12 protein-coding genes and 1 pseudogene are annotated in these 16,662 nt (G+C 41.0%); 8 read left to right on the forward strand and 5 right to left on the reverse strand.

Features of this window, described 5'->3' with window-relative positions; translation table 11 throughout:
* Nucleotides 1-131 precede the first annotated feature (131 nt).
* From hetZ to VB732_RS08370, 5 genes and pseudogenes are all read left to right on the forward strand, one after another.
* Nucleotides 132-1,337, forward strand: coding sequence for a heterocyst differentiation protein HetZ (gene hetZ, locus VB732_RS08350; protein WP_323230347.1), 1,206 nt, complete (start codon nucleotides 132-134; stop codon nucleotides 1,335-1,337).
* Nucleotides 1,330-2,304, forward strand: a complete 975-nt coding sequence (locus VB732_RS08355; protein WP_323230348.1) for a PatU — start codon at nucleotides 1,330-1,332, stop codon at nucleotides 2,302-2,304. The genes hetZ and VB732_RS08355 overlap by 8 nt, the downstream gene beginning before the upstream one ends.
* A gap of 637 nt (nucleotides 2,305-2,941) precedes the next feature.
* Entirely contained in the window at nucleotides 2,942-5,272 is a 2,331-nt protein-coding gene (locus VB732_RS08360) for a DUF3488 and DUF4129 domain-containing transglutaminase family protein (protein WP_323230349.1), read from the forward strand.
* Between the two features lie 256 nt (nucleotides 5,273-5,528).
* Nucleotides 5,529-5,627: pseudogene (locus tag VB732_RS08365) on the forward strand (SH3 domain-containing protein); the annotation flags it as partial.
* Between the two features lie 81 nt (nucleotides 5,628-5,708).
* Nucleotides 5,709-6,494: a DUF4058 family protein gene (locus tag VB732_RS08370; protein ID WP_323230350.1), complete on the forward strand. Its 786-nt coding sequence runs from the start codon at nucleotides 5,709-5,711 to the stop codon at nucleotides 6,492-6,494.
* Nucleotides 6,495-6,753: 259 nt separating this feature from the next.
* On the opposite strand, the gene VB732_RS08375 is transcribed toward VB732_RS08370, so the two are convergent.
* A complete protein-coding gene (locus VB732_RS08375; protein WP_323230351.1) occupies nucleotides 6,754-7,434 on the reverse strand; it encodes a uracil-DNA glycosylase in 681 nt (226 codons plus the stop codon).
* A gap of 191 nt (nucleotides 7,435-7,625) precedes the next feature.
* On the opposite strand from VB732_RS08375, the gene VB732_RS08380 reads away from it, so the two are divergent.
* Complete coding sequence (locus VB732_RS08380; protein ID WP_323230352.1) at nucleotides 7,626-8,324, forward strand: phosphoribosyltransferase; 699 nt, start codon at nucleotides 7,626-7,628, stop codon at nucleotides 8,322-8,324.
* Between the two features lie 85 nt (nucleotides 8,325-8,409).
* Here the strand turns inward: VB732_RS08380 and VB732_RS08385 are convergent, their stop codons facing one another.
* From VB732_RS08385 to VB732_RS08395, 3 genes are all read right to left on the reverse strand, one after another.
* The gene (locus tag VB732_RS08385; protein WP_416235734.1) at nucleotides 8,410-9,438 is read right to left on the reverse strand and encodes a tetratricopeptide repeat protein; all 1,029 of its coding nucleotides are present in this window, start codon (nucleotides 9,436-9,438) and stop codon (nucleotides 8,410-8,412) included.
* Between the two features lie 670 nt (nucleotides 9,439-10,108).
* The gene (locus tag VB732_RS08390) at nucleotides 10,109-10,948 is read right to left on the reverse strand and encodes a cyanophycinase (protein ID WP_323230353.1); all 840 of its coding nucleotides are present in this window, start codon (nucleotides 10,946-10,948) and stop codon (nucleotides 10,109-10,111) included.
* A 299-nt stretch (nucleotides 10,949-11,247) separates the two neighbouring features.
* A complete protein-coding gene (locus tag VB732_RS08395; protein WP_100900450.1) occupies nucleotides 11,248-11,451 on the reverse strand; it encodes a hypothetical protein in 204 nt (67 codons plus the stop codon).
* A gap of 316 nt (nucleotides 11,452-11,767) precedes the next feature.
* Here VB732_RS08395 and VB732_RS08400 point away from each other — a divergent pair, with 316 nt between their 5' ends.
* On the forward strand, nucleotides 11,768-13,678 hold the full coding sequence (locus VB732_RS08400) for an acetate--CoA ligase family protein (RefSeq protein WP_323230354.1): 1,911 nt from the start codon (nucleotides 11,768-11,770) through the stop codon (nucleotides 13,676-13,678).
* Between the two features lie 74 nt (nucleotides 13,679-13,752).
* Here VB732_RS08400 and VB732_RS08405 read toward each other — a convergent pair whose 3' ends face one another.
* Nucleotides 13,753-15,372, reverse strand: a complete 1,620-nt coding sequence (locus tag VB732_RS08405; RefSeq protein WP_323230355.1) for a tetratricopeptide repeat protein — start codon at nucleotides 15,370-15,372, stop codon at nucleotides 13,753-13,755.
* 282 nt (nucleotides 15,373-15,654) lie between these two features.
* On the opposite strand from VB732_RS08405, the gene VB732_RS08410 reads away from it, so the two are divergent.
* Nucleotides 15,655-16,662 (forward strand): DUF1565 domain-containing protein (locus VB732_RS08410; protein WP_323230356.1); only part of this gene is annotated, 1,008 nt, incomplete at its 3' end.

Genomic DNA, 16,662 nt, shown 5'->3' on the forward strand with positions numbered 1-16,662 from the left:
AATAATAAAATCAGCCATATTCTCAATATAGGATTGGTCTGCGTTTAGCTTATACGTAAAACCGAAAAAGCCAATACCCACAGTCGTACAGGTTGTATTTAAATACTTAGGGTCTTTTGAAAACTGAGACTATGAATTCAGCCGCAACCGTAACTATTCCATCTGCAAATATTCTGGGAGAAAATTCTAAAGGCGTGGAGGTGATCTTTCAACTCCTATCCAAGGAGTTTCAACAATCAACCAAAGCTTCGGAACAGAATTGCCACGATGTAGCAAGACGTATTACCACCGAAGTATATCGGATTTGCCATGAGAGCAAACGTATTCAAGCTTCTGGAACTGTAGAAAGCTCGGCGATGACCCTGGCTCGGCATCGGCTACAACAGTGTCTCAGGTACTATCAGTTGGGTTCAAATCGGGGCAGGGTAGAATTACACAGCACTCTGAGTGCAATTATTTATCGATACATTAATCCGCCTCAGAAGCAATTAAGCTATCAAGGGCGACTAACTATAATTGAAGATTTTTTACAAAGTTTTTATCTAGAAGCATTAAACGCTTTCCGGCGAGAAAATCAACTCGGTGCTACTTATCGCCCCCAGACGCTTCTAGAATTGTCCGAGTACATGGCCTTTACTGAACGCTACGGCAAGCGACGCATTCCTTTACCAGGCCGTCAGCAGCAGTTAATTATTTTGCGGGCACAAACTTTTTCTCAACAGCAGCCCCCAGAAACCAGTGTAGATATAGAACAAGCCGCAGAAGGCAGCAATAATGAAGGCGATGGTTCTTGGGAAGAACCAGCAGTGCATCAATTGCGCTCCACAATGGCAACGCAAGCCGAACCCGAACCTGAAGAAGATACCTTGCGTTCCGTTGTAGTTACAGAATTAATGAATTATCTCGAAGAACGGCAACAATCTGACTGTGCTGATTACTTTTCCCTCCGCCTCCAAGATTTATCAGCTCAGGAAATTGAGTCGGTTTTAGGTTTAACCCCTCGTCAGAGAGATTACTTACAGCAGCGCTTCAAGTATCATTTGATTCGGTTTGCATTGTTACACCGTTGGGAATTAGTTCACGAGTGGCTGGAAGCCTCTTTACACACTAATTTGGGGTTAACTCCCCAGCAATGGCAAGTATACACAGCACAGCTAGACAGTAAGCAACGGTCTTTATTAGAGTTGAAGCAACAAGGGCAAGCCGATGAGAAAATCGCAAAAACTCTAGGGCTGTCAATGGCACAGCTTCAAAAACGATGGTTTAAAATTCTTGAGCAAGCTTGGGAAATTCGTAACTCATTAGTTTCCGGATCAGGTGCATCTACTCATGAATAGTGACTCAGAATCCTTACAATCTCAGTGTCTCGGTTGGTTATTGACAGATGATGTCAAAAATACTGAGCAATCTGTAGAATGTGAGGAAAATGACGGGGTAAAAAACCTCTACAATGAAGCCACTGCTTCAAAAAGCAGTGAGCCAAAATTGGGAGGAACGCCCCAGACCTTTCAATTGGGAGAAATTCCTACTGTGCAAGATCGTTTTCAAGCTGTCCTTAAGCATCGCTTACAAATCCAAGCCCAAGACCACCCACCTTTATTTCCTTGGGAAACACAATTAATCGAATATCCTGATTTTGTTGATGAGCCTTCAATGACGCTCGTTCCTACCTGGGGGTGGATGGTACAACAGTCAAAACTGAAACTGCCGTGTCCATTGCCGGAGAGAGTTTTCCAGCAATTGCTGGAACAATGTCAGGCTTTGGTGACATCTTCAGTACCTCTGGGAGCAAAATTAGTTCAAGTGGTGGAGAACTTTTTTCCCAACGAGTCTCAAGCACTAAACGATATAGCTGGATTGGTGCTAAGAAGCACCTATCGTTCTGCGAGTACTCTGGAGACAATACCCAATATTCAGAGCGATTACTCGGATTTACAGTTGCGTCAACAGATGGCTTTGTCGTTGATGGCGGCTAAACAATTACTGGAAAATTTGACTCTACCACTTTCAGTAACCGATCCAGTGGTAGAAAGACAATGGCTGACTACTGTCGGTAATTTGAATATCAGAGTAGAGTATCAGTCTGTAGGTGTTACGAAGTTACTTGTTCAAGCTGAGTTACCTGTTAAAGGGACTTTGACACTTCGCACAAGTGGCACTTTAGCAATGGCAACATCTTCGACTCCGGGATACTTAAGTGTAGAGTTAGGCTGTGAGCAACTTAACCCAACTTATACTTTAGAAGTTGAGTTTCCAGAAATCGACGAACAGCCGCTTTTGTTTGTCATTAACCCCACTGTGTAACCTTAACTACTACCGCTAGTATGTAATGCCGAATATCTGAAGGTAACTATTGCCTAGCTGTTGCCTTGGAGTTTTTTGATGTTCTAGTTCCTACTAGCACCAGGGTGCTTACTTATACTTAATGCGTGGTAATTGTTAACCAGTGGGTGTAGACTCATCCTCCATTTAATAATTGATTTTCCGTGGGTACTCGTCAGTCCACTTGTTTACCAGCAAAGCCTGGAGAACCAGTTGGTTTGTTGTGCTGATTTCGCCTCTATTTACCAAGCCACCAATTTTTCACAACGATTTTATTCGATTGTGTTGTTTTTTATACAAAATTATCTTCATTGGCGCTACAGTCGGCGGTGATGGCGTACATTAATACGCTTGGCTTTAGGCTAAAACTGTTTAGGAATTTCCATTAAAAAAACATCCCATCTCCGGGTAGCACAGCTAGCTGTGCTACCCTAAAAATTTACAAATAATTTTGGACAATTTATTCTTGAGAAGTCCATAACTTTTAAAAATACGCAATAAACCTTGATAGATCCATAAAGGCAGCATAAGAAAGCTTCTTCTAACGGGAATACTTTAAAGTAGGGCGAACAGTTTCGTCCTCAGCCTTATTTCCCTGGTATCTATACTTAGACTAGAAATGCTCAACTTATCCTGGATGAATCGGTTTTGGCGTGTCCCTGTAGGCAATTTCTGGCGGCAAAATCCACAGCGATCGCCTTTAATAGAAGTGGAAGATTCAATTTCCCTGCGGTTGCTGGTGCTAGCATTGGTTATTTTGGGAATTGGGGCAACGGATATCGCCGCCGAAACTTCATTCAGTTTTTGGGCGTTACCCCTAAGTGTATTGGGTGCGGTTTGGAGTTATTATCGTCGCCGCGATCGCAATGTTGCAGTTCAATTTTGCATCGCTATCGGAATGTTAATAGCGCTGGGTGCTTTTTTTGGGCGGTTAGTAGGAGAGTTGAATGATACACGGTTGAGTTTGGCGGAGTTATTGATTCAACTCCAGGTGTTGCACAGCTTTGATACACCCCGCCGCAAAAATTTGGGCTATTCGATTGTTATCGGACTGATTTTATTGGGTGTGGCGGCAACCCTAAGTCAGACTTTAGCATTTGCACCTGTGTTGCTGTTATTTTTAGCGATCGCTCTCCCAACTTTAGTATTAGATTACCGCTCACGCTTGGGTTTGCAGCCATTAAAAACTCAAAAGGAAAAACTCAACAAGAAAAATTCCTCAACCCTTAATTTTAAATTTTTAATTCTGACTTTTTTGTTAATTGTCGTTCTGGGACTGGCAATTTTTGCTGTTTTACCCAGATTCCCTGGCTATCAGTTACGGAATTTTCCTGTAAGTTCTCCTATTCAAGTTAAAGGTAGTTTCACAGGACGTAGTATTATTAATCCCGGTTATGTCCGCCAAGGTAACGGTAATAATCAAGGCAGTGGTAGCAGTGGTACGGGACAAAACCAAACTGGTCAACCAGGTAAAGTAGATAATAACTTTTATTACGGTTTTAATAGCCAAATTAACCAAAACCTGCGGGGCGAGATGAAACCGAAAGTTGTGATGCGGGTGCGATCGCAAGCTGAAGGTTTTTGGCGAGTATTAGGATTTGATCGCTATACAGGTAAAGGATGGGAAGTTTCCCGTAATGATAATGTTACAACCATCAGGCGATCGCCTTGGTCTTACCAAATCTTTCTAAACCGACCTCTAATTACTGGTAAAACCCAAGAGATAGTTCAAACTTATACAGTGGTGGCGGATTTGCCTAACCTAATTCCGGCGATGGCTTATCCCAAAGAGATTTACTTTCCGGCACCAGTGGTTGCAGTTGATACAGAAAATGGATTGCGATCGCCTGTGGAATTATCTGAAGGACTCACTTATACAGTAATTTCGGAAGTACCATACCGCGATCGCACTTTGTTAGGTCAAGCTTCTACTAATTATCCACAACAAATTAAGAAGCATTATCTGCAAATTCCTCCCGAAATTGCCGAAAAAGTTCGACAACGTACCGAAGAAATTCTTGCTAACTACAATCGGGAACGAGTTGGAAAGTCTTCTAAAAGTCTAGATTCAGCCTATGAAAAGACTCTCTACCTAGCTCAATACCTCAAGCAAAACTACTCTTTTCCCCAAAACCCCTTAGATTTGCCTTATTTGGGAGAAAAAGATGACTTAGTAGAAGCTTTTTTATTCAAATATAAAGGCGGTTATCCAGACCACTTCTCAACAGTTCTCACGGTAATGCTACGTTCCATTGGTATCCCAGCGCGGTTGGTAGCAGGCTTTAGTGCAGGACAATTTAATCCATTTACAGGGCTATATATTGTCCGTAATACTGATGCTTATGCAATGACGGAAGTATATTTTCCGAAATATGGCTGGTTTGCTTTTGACCCGATTCCCAATCATCCCCTGATACCACCTTCAATTGAGGATACTCAAACTTTTAGTGTGTTGCGTCAATTGTGGCATTGGGTTGCTGGATGGTTGCCTTCTCCAGTGACAGGTTTGTTGAATAATGTATTTGAGACAATATTTAAGTGGGTAGTTAGAGCGATCGCTTGGTTTTTAGCTTTATTCTCCCAAGGTTGGTTTGGTATATTAACTGGCTTAATCTTGGCAACCACAGCAGCTTTCTTCGGTTGGCTGGGTTGGGGACAGTGGCGACAGTGGCGTAATCGTCGATGGTTAAAGAAATTGCCAGCAATGGAAAGCCTTTATCAACAAATGCTGCAATGGACATCTCAAAAAGGTTTGGGTAAGCATCCAGCCCAAACACCTTTAGAATATGCCAAAGGATCGTACCAGCATCATGCCCCAGCAACTGCTGAGGTCATAGATGAGATTAGCCAAGCCTATGTTAGTTGGCGTTATGGTGGTCATACTCCTAACTTGAAGCGATTGCGAGAAAGATGGCAAGGTTTGAAAAAAGCTGGTAAGGCTGATAAGTAATCCAAGTTGCGGGTTATCAACTGATCTGTGTTTGTTACCCTCAATTCATGGGGTGTTTTATTTAAGTCCTATAGAAGAAACTCTAAACTTTCTGCGCTTTGTAACAATCATGGTAGAAGCACCAAAGTAAGCGCATCTTGTCAAGAATAACTTCCATATCGTTGTGTTGTATCCACCTGCAATCATAGGACTAAATTTTGTAAAATTAGCATACCAGTTAAGAAAGCCGAAAAGTGAGAACAATTGCTGCGAATAAGGCTGTCAGGAAGATTGGGCGCAGGTAGAATCTCAAGGTGTTAAGGGTTGGTTGACAAAAGCAGATCAATGTGGTATTGCACTTACGAGTTGTTCTTAGAACCCCACCCCCAACTCTTATTGCAAGGGAAGAGAGGATTATGAGAGTTACTTTTAAAATTTTGGTTTTGAGATATTTGCTATGGCTTATCCTTTTCCAGGAATGAACCCCTATTTAGAAGATCCTGAACTATGGCCAGGAGTACATGGGAGACTAATAGTAGCGATCGCAGATTATCTCTCTCCTCAACTACGTCCTAAATATTTTGTCGCTATTGAAGAACGAATTTATCAAACTACTGGCGATGATAAACTCTTAGTTGGTATTCCTGATGTAATAGTACAAAAGTCGCAGACAGCAGTAAATCCTAAAATACCGAATATAGCTGTAGCTACACCTGCCATTCAACCTAAAACGGTTACAGTTCCTATACCTGAGATAGTAAAGGAGAGATATTTAGAAGTACGGAAGGTAGGAACAAAAGAAGTAGTGACAGTGATTGAAATTCTCTCACCAAAAAATAAACGTCTAGGAGAAGGACGCAACGCATACGAAACTAAGCGACAGCGAGTGTTAGCAAGTTCAACACATTTGATAGAAATTGATTTATTGCGTGTCGGGGAACCAATGTTAGTTTTTGGGTACGGTACGCAAAATGATTATCGTATTTTGGTTAGTCGAGCAGAAAATCGTCCCCAATCTGATTTATATGCCTTTGATTTGCAAGATATAATTCCTTCATTTCTCTTGCCTTTGCGAACGGGCGATAGCGAACCGTTGGTGGATTTACAGAGTTTATTAGCTGGGATTTATGACCGTGCAAGTTATGACTTGGTAATAGATTACAGTCAAGAGCCAGCGTCACGATTGTCAGAAGAGAATGTAGTTTGGGTAGATGCGCTGTTGCAGGAGAAGGGTTTGCGGTAGTGCAATCGTTTATAGTAATTTGAGATTTATGTTGATTGATTGGGAATACTAACTTTGGATTCCTAATTAGATAAAATAAAACTCCTATAAACATGGACTGGATAACTACACTTAATCACTATCCTGTAAAATAATCGTCAAATTATCACGCAAAGCGATCGCACACCCCAAAAACCACATAATTAGCCCTCGCTTGCGGGGTGGGGTTGTTGTATCTCACCAGATCGGGAAACGCTATATTTTGGATAATTTCACCAAATTAGCTATTATTTTGAATTTCGTCTAACTTGGCCCGCACTGCCTGAATATCCTGCCACATCAACCATTTTGGCGCACCTTTTTCTTTAGAAGGGTTACGCAACAAGTAGGAAGGATGAAAAATTGGCATACATAAACGTCCTTCCCACTCTAGCCACTGTCCGCGAATTTTCGTAATCCCTCGCTTATCGCCAGTGATGCCTTTGACAGCAGTTGCACCTGTTAACAGGATTATTTTGGGGTCAACTAAGCGAATTTGTTCTAATAAATAGGGTAGACAAGCTGCCACTTCTGTGGGAGTAGGAACTCTATTATCTGGTGGGCGACATTTGTTGATATTGGCGATATATACATCTTGCTCAGTAGTCAAATTTACAGATGCGAGAATTTTCTCTAACAACTGCCCCGATCTACCTACAAATGGTAAACCCGTCTCGTCTTCATTTTGACCAGGGGCTTCCCCTATAACCAGAATTGGTGCTTTGAGATTACCGCGTCCGACAACAGCATGAGTCCGAGTGTCTCCCAATGGACAACGGTGGCAACTATTGCAATGCTGTGCCAACTCCGTCATGTCAGAATAAGTTCCCGGAGCGATCGCAATTTTCGCGTCTGTGGGAATCAGTTCTCGTTGGTTAAGGGTTGAGTCGTCGAAGAGGCTGAGTTGGGTTTCGCTGCTCATGAAAATTAGGATTTTGGCATCAGCACCATCTGTCTTGTCTGATTTAAATACTGCTCTGCTTGGAGATTTATCAGAAAAAATAGACTTTTGCTGAACAATTATTATTTATACAAATCTTATTGTATCAGTTAATTTGAGACAAAATTCAGTCATGATAAAAGCAGTGCCGTCCTAAGATGCTGGGGGAACCCATGTCACAGACCCCGCTTTTTGCCGATCGCACCCATGCGGGTGAGTTATTGGCGCAAGTCATTCATGATGTTTTGACTCAGCAAACTATTGATTCTGGGGTAAAGCCTGTACCAATTGTTTATGCCTTGCCAAGAGGGGGCATACCAGTAGCAGCACCAATAGCACGTCTTTTGGATTGTCCGTTGACAATCGTCGTAGCGAAAAAGATTAGCCATCCAGAAAACCCAGAGTTAGCAATTGGTGCAGTGACTACTTACGGAAATGTTCTTTGGGCCGATCAAAAGCTATTTCGGTCTAAATATGATGTGCGGTTGCGGGAGGTGGCTTTAAATAAAGCCATCAACCAAGCTAAGTCTCTTGAGGCTCAATTAATTCCTGCTTGTCCGCAGGTGGATGCCAAGAATGCTACGCTCATTTTAGTTGATGATGGCATTGCTACGGGTATGACGATAGCAGTAGCGGCAACAGCGATGAAAGCACTTTCGCCAGCAGCAGTTTGGCTATGTACTCCAGTCGCGCCGCAAAAATTGCTACCTTGGTTAGAACAGTGGGGCGATCGCATAATCGTCTTAAAAACACCAGAACCCTTTTGGAGTGTGAGTAATTTTTACGCCCAATTTCCCCAAGTTGATACATCAGAAGTTCTCAAATGTCTCCAACAACAAAATACAATAGGGTCAATGGATCTGTGCGAGTAACTTTGAATTATTAACTCTTAATTATTCCTCTCTCCCTCTTGCTTTTTAACGATTTTTCGGCTTTTTTGTCATCACGAATTACGAATTACGAATTATCTGAAGATGTTCCTTGCTGATATTGCATCGCTTTAGCATAATCACCCAAGGCATAGCAAGCGACTCTCAGACGATCAAGTGCTTCTTCTTCACTGCGACGGTCTTTGATCTTTCTAGCTAAAAGCAAACGTTGTTCATAATATGTAATTGCTTTGTTATAGTCACCCAAAGCTTCACAGGCAACTCCTAAACTACCTAAAGACTGTTCTTCGCTACGCTTATCTTGAATTTCTTTAGCTAATAGCAATCGGTCTTCATAATACTTAATGGCTTTAGTATAATCACCTAAAGCGTAGCAAGCATTACCTAGATTTTTTAATACTTGAGAAGCACTGCGAACATTTTTTAAGGAGCGTGCTAGTACTACACACTGTTCATAATAGGCGATCGCTTTTGGGTAATTATTCAAAGCATACCAAGCATTACCCAAATTTTTGAGTACCTGTTCCTCACCCCAGTTATCTTTGAGTTCCCGCACAATTTCTAGACTTTGCTGCTGATACTCAATAGCCTGTGTAAAGTTGCTCAAAGATTTATACACCAATCCCAAATTATTCAGTGCTGCTACTTGACTTCGTTTGTCTTGCAGCTGTTGTGTTATTTTCAAACACTTTTCTAGAAACTCAATAGCCTTATTATGGTTGTTCAGGTGACGGTATGAATTACCTAAATGGGAAAGTGCTTGCATTTGCAATGCTAAATCTGAGGTGTTATTGAGCAAAGACAAACACTGTTGAGAGTAGGAGATAGAACCTTTGTAGTCTCCGGCACTGTAAGTAACCAATCCTAAAAAAGAAAGCACCTGTGCCTGTTTTTGCAAATCCCCAATTGCCTCAAACAGCCCCAAAGATTGTTGGAAAGACTTCAGCGCCGCTATTAATTCACCAGCTTGCTGCTGTTGAATCCCTTGCCGTAGTAGATTGGATGCTTCTGATAAATTGTCATCACTTTCCTGGAAAGGTATTATTTCTGCGTGTGAACCAGAGTCAAATTCATGGGTAATTGTATTACGCTTCACTGGTTTTAAGTATGTTTTGGGTAATTGTATTTTTCGAGCTATGATTCCATACGCCTTGAGGCATTAACCCCTTCCTGTTAAGTCTGGCGGTAAATCTAGTATTCCCAAAAGCAGAAGGTATCTTTCATCCGACTGGTTTAGCGGATCATTTCACACCTCTACCCATCAACACCTGCGCTTTATAATGTATGGTGCAGTTCTTATGTACTACGCTTCTCCTTCCAAGGCGCTACGCGAACAGGAAGCCACTTTATTACGAGACGCTGCATGTAGCTTAGTTACTTTTTGTGCTAAGAGGATGTCTGAGAAGTATCAAATATTTCTTGATCCCCCCTAAGCCCCCTTAAAAAAGGGGGAAATAAGAGTCTTAAAGTCCCCCTTAAAAAGGGGGACTTAGGGGGATCTCCAAGGGTTAGATATATACAAAAAAACTTTTCAGACATCCTCTAAGGGGTCAAAAATTAAATCACAACTAGTTGTAGCAGTTTGCTGAAGTTAAGATAAACAACATTAATAATTAATCCCCCCTTTCTTGCTCAAAAAGCGGAACTATGTCCCGTGTTTTTGAGAGTAATTGGGAGGATATTCAAAAGATAAATGTTACTAATCTACAAGTATTGATTATTTATTCAAGCAAGTTAAATGTACTTGTAAACAGTTAGGTCTTGATTCAACTAACAGGTACAGAAACATTAGCCACAGAGGTATTATTCAGGATAGGTTGACGGGTTTTCAAGTCAAATTTGAATCCATGCGGTAAGATGTGAAGCTTTGCTCCGCAAATTGCCAAAGATTCATCCTTCAAAATTTCGCCCATATTGTTATATGTAGCGTCTGACTCATCAACAATCGTCACCGCACCTTCACCAATCACTTCAATTTGGTTATCAGTTACGACCATCGCGGTATTCTCATCAATACCGAATCCTAAAACAGCAGGTTCCAGTATTAAAGCTGAAATTAAACGTCCCAAACGTCCACGTTGGGAAAAATGTTGGTCAATTACTACCCCTGGTAAAAAGCCTAGACCAGGGCCCATTTCAACAGTTTCCATCCGTGGATGTGTCTGAGAATCACCTTCAACTATCATTTTATCTGGCATCACAGCAGCGCCCGCACTTGTGCCAGCAATAACTATACCTTCGGCAAACCGTTCATGAATCGCCACATCGATTTCGGTATCTTTGAGGATGCTGGTAATACGAGCTTGATCTCCCCCTGTAAAAAATACCCCAGTTGCTTTATTAATTGCTTCTAATGCGGTGGACGAAGATGCATCTTCGCGGGTTTCTGTATCAATAATGCGAACATTTTCGGCTCCCAACCGCTCAAAAACTCTAATATAATTTTCTCCAACTTCTCTTGGTAATTCTGTCGCCGCCGTCATAATGACAATGTACGCCTTCGTACCGCCAGCGCGTCGCACGAAGTCCCGCAGAATTTGGGAATCTCCTTCTTTGTCTTCGGCTCCCCCAATAATTACCAACTGCCGTTTGAAATTACTTTGCACCTTGATGTCCCCTGATGTGAGTTAATAAATTTCACTAAACCATGACAATTAAACTATCAAATCATCCCTGTGATAGATTACATGATACAAGGCAGGATTAAGATTTGCGATCGCAATTGAACCAAAAGATTTTTCAGAAAAATTACAAACAAAAAGGCTTTCCTCAAAATCAATTTTCTTTTACTAAATAAAAACCCAAAGAGGAACTGCCTAGAAATATTTTTCTAGAGGCAATGTTGACTATGTTCCTAGTTGTCAATAGAAAACTTATCGTGCAATTGGATCTTTGATGGTAAATCCTAATGAATGCGACTTCTGTAAAGCAAGTTAGTCAAGAAAAAACGTGCTTGTTCTAGTGGTAGATGCCTGGGTTTGCCTTGGTAGACAATTTGATACTCATTTATGTCTGGCCCATCACCATGTCCAGAGATCAGCTTTTGGTGAAAAGCTTCCTCAGCAAGTTCTCGAATTTCATCTCTTAGAGCAGCTTGTGTGCTATTCATTGCTATATGCTGTCTTTATACTGGATATTTAATTATCCAAATTTTCGGATGGGTGCTGCACCCTTCAAAGGTTACATCTTTGGCTATTCATGAGGATGAAGTTACTACTCTTTATTTTTTGCCGAGGAAGAGGGATTTTATTATGCCTTGAGATAGTTAAAAATGCTTACTAATAGAGTTAATGTAGGTTCTGATTAGATCAATGGCTTTGCCATCACTCTCCAAAATTAAAGTGAATCAATCTCCAATCAGTAAGTCTAAGTAACGATAACTCACCTTATAAATTTCAGGGTGTTTAGCCAGAGGTTCGTAATCAATGGTTCTACAAAAAAGCAGTGATTTAGTCCGCATCAATGCGAGAAGATCGGATGTATTCGATATTTTCAACTTCAAGCATTATGTTGGCCCCAACCCCTGTTTGAATACGGGGGCAATAGTATTTGATTTTACTCTAGTTGAGTCTAGAGAGCCTTTGCCCATAGAAGATTATATTGCAAGCGTTGGCGATCGCTATCCAAATCTGGGCAGCCAAAGCTACGAATCTTATGCCCATCTGTTCGCCCAAGTTGTGTCCGAAGTTGGAAAACTGGACATGGGTTTGCACCTGAACCAATGGAGTGTGAAGCCATATCCAGATTTAGTGCGAATTAGCGTCCAATCACTACATGAACGCACAACTAGAGAAGTAGTTTATTTTGTTTGGGATTGGTTTGAAGCCATTACCCAAGACGAAGACTTTAACTTTGATGAACAGCTAGTCAGGCTGCAAAATAAGTTCCGTGCATCTGTCTATGGTGGCCCCACGGTTTACGCCCTATTGCGAACAGCCTCCGAAAAAGGTATTCCCGCCTTTTATTTGTGGGAAGAAGGATTAATGCAGTATGGTTTTGGAAAAAAACACGTCCGGGGAGTAGCAACAACATTTAACTGTGATAGTCATCTAGATTCGGAGTTTACCACCCGTAAAGATGACTGCAAGGCATTCTTAAAGACATTGGGTTTCCCAGTTCCTGAAGGGGATATCGTCTTTTCTGAAAAGGAAGCCTTGGCAGCAGCAAGACAAATTGGCTATCCAGTAGCAGTTAAGCCAGTGGTAGGTCACAAAGGAATTGGCGTTACAGCTGATATACAAGACTCGAAAGAACTGGAATCTGCTTATAATAGGGCATTAGCAGCGATTCCTGAAGATCAGTTAACTCGGATAATTGTTGAAAAAAGTATTTCCGGCTCGGATTTTCGGATGTTGTGTGTCAATGGCAGATTTGTCGCCGCCACAGAACGCCGTCCAGCATCGGTTGTTGGTGATGGCTACTTAACGCTTGTAGAATTAATCCGCCTGGAGAACCGCAAACCTGCACGTTTAGATACGGCTACCTCACCCATGAGTAAAATTCAAATCGATGATGCGATGGAACTCTACTTGGAGGAACAGCGCTTATCGTTAGACAGCGTGATTGAGAAAGGGCGCACTGTTTATCTGCGTAAAGTCGCCAATCTTTCAGCCGGGGGTATGAGCATCGATGCAACACGCACGGTTCATGATGACAATATTATTCTGGCGCAAGATATTGCTCAACACTTCCAACTGACTTGCCTTGGTATTGATGTCATTACCAAAAGTCTCTCTGAATCTTGGAAATCTAGTAACTTCGCTATCCTGGAAATTAACGCTGCACCAGGAGTTTTAATGCATCTTAAACCTTCTGAGGGTGAAAGTGTTGATGTACCTTCTTATATTCTAGAAACCTTTTTTGAGTCGGGTACAGATGCGAGGATACCGCTTATCACCTTCAATAAAATCTCCGTTGAAGAACTGCAAGAAACCATTGACCATATTCTTTTACAACATCCCAATTTGACAATAGGGGCTGTTTGTCGTGATGCAGTTTTTGTGAATCGCTCGAAAAAAGTATTAAGCAAAAACTACAATACCAACGTCCAAACTTTGCTGCGTCATCCTAAGCTTGATTTGCTGATTGCCGAGTATGCCGAAGAAATCTTAGATGAAGAGGGGATGTTTTACCGGAATAGTAATATCGTAGTTTTGGACAATCCCACCGAAACTGAAATGATGCTAGCGCGGGATGTTTTCGATAGTTCTACTGTGGTGATTAGAAAAGGCAATGATATTTCTATCCGTCGCAAAGGATTGATTGAAGACTATACTTTGGCTGAAGATGAACCATTTACACGGGTTTATTTGAAAGAAACTGGAACGATTTTTTGAGCTAAGTAAACGAATCCATTAGATCCCCGACTTCTTAAAGAAGTCGGGGATCTGACTTTATCTGAATAGGCTTTCTAGAATTTTAAAATATCTAATGATTCTTCGATTTCTAAATCTAATATTCTTTCTCGTGTGTCTTTGAGTGCTTCTAATTTTCCCTCTTTCCGATAGATATCTGCCGCTTTTTGGAAATCTTCAATTGCTCCCTGCTTATCTGCGATTTCTAGACGAATATTGCCACGATTGTAATAAGCATCGGCATAATTTGAATTAATCTGGATTGCTTGAGTATAATCTTCAATTGCTCCCTCAAAATCTCCTAAATCAGAACGAGCATTACCACGGTTGTAATAAGCATCGGCATAATTAGGATTAATCTGGATTGCCTGAGTATAGTCTTCAATTGCTCCCTCAAAATCTCCTAAATCGGAACGAGCATTACCACGTTTTTTATAAGCTATGGCATCTTTAGGATTAATCTTGATTGCTTGGGGAAATCCCGGTTGAGAACTTAATAAATAACGAGCAATTCCACGGTTTTTATAAGCATCAGCATAATCAGGGTTAATTTTAATAGCTTGGGTATAATCCTCAATTGCTCCTTGGTTATCTCCTACATGAGAACGAGCTTCAGCCCGGTTTTTATAAGCTACGGCAACATTAGGGTTAATTCTGATAGCCTGGGTATAATCATTAATTGCTTCTTCTAATCGCCCCAGTTGAGACAGTGCTAAACCTCGTTTGTTGTAAGATTTAGCATCTTGAATATTCATCTGGATTGCTTGAGAATAATCTGCGATCGCAGCCTCATAATCTCCTAGTTGATAGTGGGCTAAACCTCGTTTATAATATAAGTCAACATCACCACGACTAACTTTTAAGGCTTTATTATAGTTAATTATTGCATTTGTATATTCTCCTCTCTCAAAACACTCATCACCCAATTTAAGATAAAGTATATTTAAATCTTCATCACTAAGTTCAGATTGAAAAGAAGCTTGAATAAATTTATTAGTAGTTGGTTTAGATAAAATTTCTGGTTTCGCAAGATATTTATAAATTGGTGATTGTTGCTTAGAAGAATTATTTATAGAAGATTGCAACTGTTCTAAATAGCACCATAAACCACCGCCATATAGTAATTGTTCTATCCCAAAGGAAATTTTACCAGTTTTTAATTTAATCATCCGGGTTGGGAGAAAGCCAGCTAAAAAAAGGTGATATTCAGATTGTGCTTCACTCACATCTTCTTGAATTAAAATGCAAACTACAACTGCATTTTTTTCAACTTCTTCAGAACTAATTGACCATCTAACTCTATCAATACTACCGTGACGAGATTTAACCTCAATACCAATAGATGGGTCAGAAGTCAAGGTAAAATCTATATTACCATCGCCGCCGAATCGCTTTTCATAATCAACTTCGGTAATAAAATCTGCTAAACGTTCTTTGACAACTTCCTCGCCCAATTTACCTTTAAGATAGCTGATAAAAACGTCACGGACTGGCGAAACACGCTTATATTTCTCAGCCATCAACCAGCAAAATTCCCGTAGAGCCTTTAATCTCTCTCCAGAGATTATAGTTAATTCACTATATTGACCTTCTGTTTCACAATGAAGCAGACAACCAGATGCTAACCTTTTAATAAAATCAGACTGTAGCGATCGCAGTAGTGTAATCCAGTCCATTGATATTTCTGCGAATCTTTTGATGAGATTATTCTATTAAAATATCCAGTCGCCGTAAACCTTTCAATTAGCTTGGGTAGAATTATGCGATATTGCTTTACATAATGTATTAAATATTAATCTAAATTAATATAATTACTTATCCCAACAGTAAAACCTAAAAGTATTGGCATAATTTTTTAACTTCGCAGTGAGAAGTACTTTAAGTTACTTAATGCATCAACCGCTACCTACTTTTATAGTTAGCGTTAGGATAGCTATGTATTTTTTGGAAGTATAAATATGGCTCAGACTTTTTATGTAAATCCAGTATCAGGTAACGATACTAACCTTGGTAGTCAACAAGCGCCGTTCAAAACTATTACCCAAGCCCTCAAGGGAGCTACAAGTAGCACCAAGATTCAACTAGCAAATGGTAATTATAATGCTGCTAGCGGTGAAGTATTTCCGCTAACGGTTCCATCGGGCGTAATAGTGGTGGGTGATGAAACAAACACTGGTAATGGCTTTTTGATTGAAGGAAGTGGTAGCTATCTCAGCCGTACTTTTGCTGCTCAGAATGTCACATTTGTGCTGCTGGATAAAGCTGAACTACGGGGAGTGACTGTCACAAATCTGGCTAGCCGTGGTAGTGGTGTCTGGATTGAATCAACGGCTCCTACAGTTGCTAATAGCACCTTCATCAACTGTAAGCGTGAGGGAGTATTTGCTACAGGTGATGCTAACCCAGTTATTCTAAATAATGTATTCAGAGAGAATGCAGCCAATGGGATTGCGATCGCTAAAAATTCCAAAGGTCAAATTCAAGGCAATACTTGTGTCAAAACAGGTTTTGGCATCGCCATTAGTGATACTGCATCACCCATAGTTCGAGATAACAAACTTTTGGAAAACCGTTCTGGAATTGTCATCTCTGGCAGTACTCGCCCTGTATTGCGTAACAATGTCAGCGAAAATAACACTGACGATGGAATCACTGTAATTGGAACTGCCCTACCAGATATTGGCAGTGCCAGTAGTCCAGGAGGCAATACTTTACAAAATAACGGTAAATTCGATTTGCAAAATGCCAGTTCCAATAAGCTGGTTTCTGTGGGAAATAAAATAAATGCGTCCAAAGTCACAGGAAACATAGAGTTTGCAGATAGTTCGGTTCCTACACCGACACCAACGCCAACACCAACACCCACGCCAACACCAACACCAACGCCAACGCCAACGCCAACACCAACACCAACACCCACGCCAACACCAACACCAACGCCAACGCCAACGCCAACGCCAACGCCA

Origin of the sequence: Nostoc sp. UHCC 0252, assembly GCF_034931145.1 — a bacterium.
Classification (GTDB): Bacteria; Cyanobacteriota; Cyanobacteriia; order Cyanobacteriales; family Nostocaceae; genus Nostoc.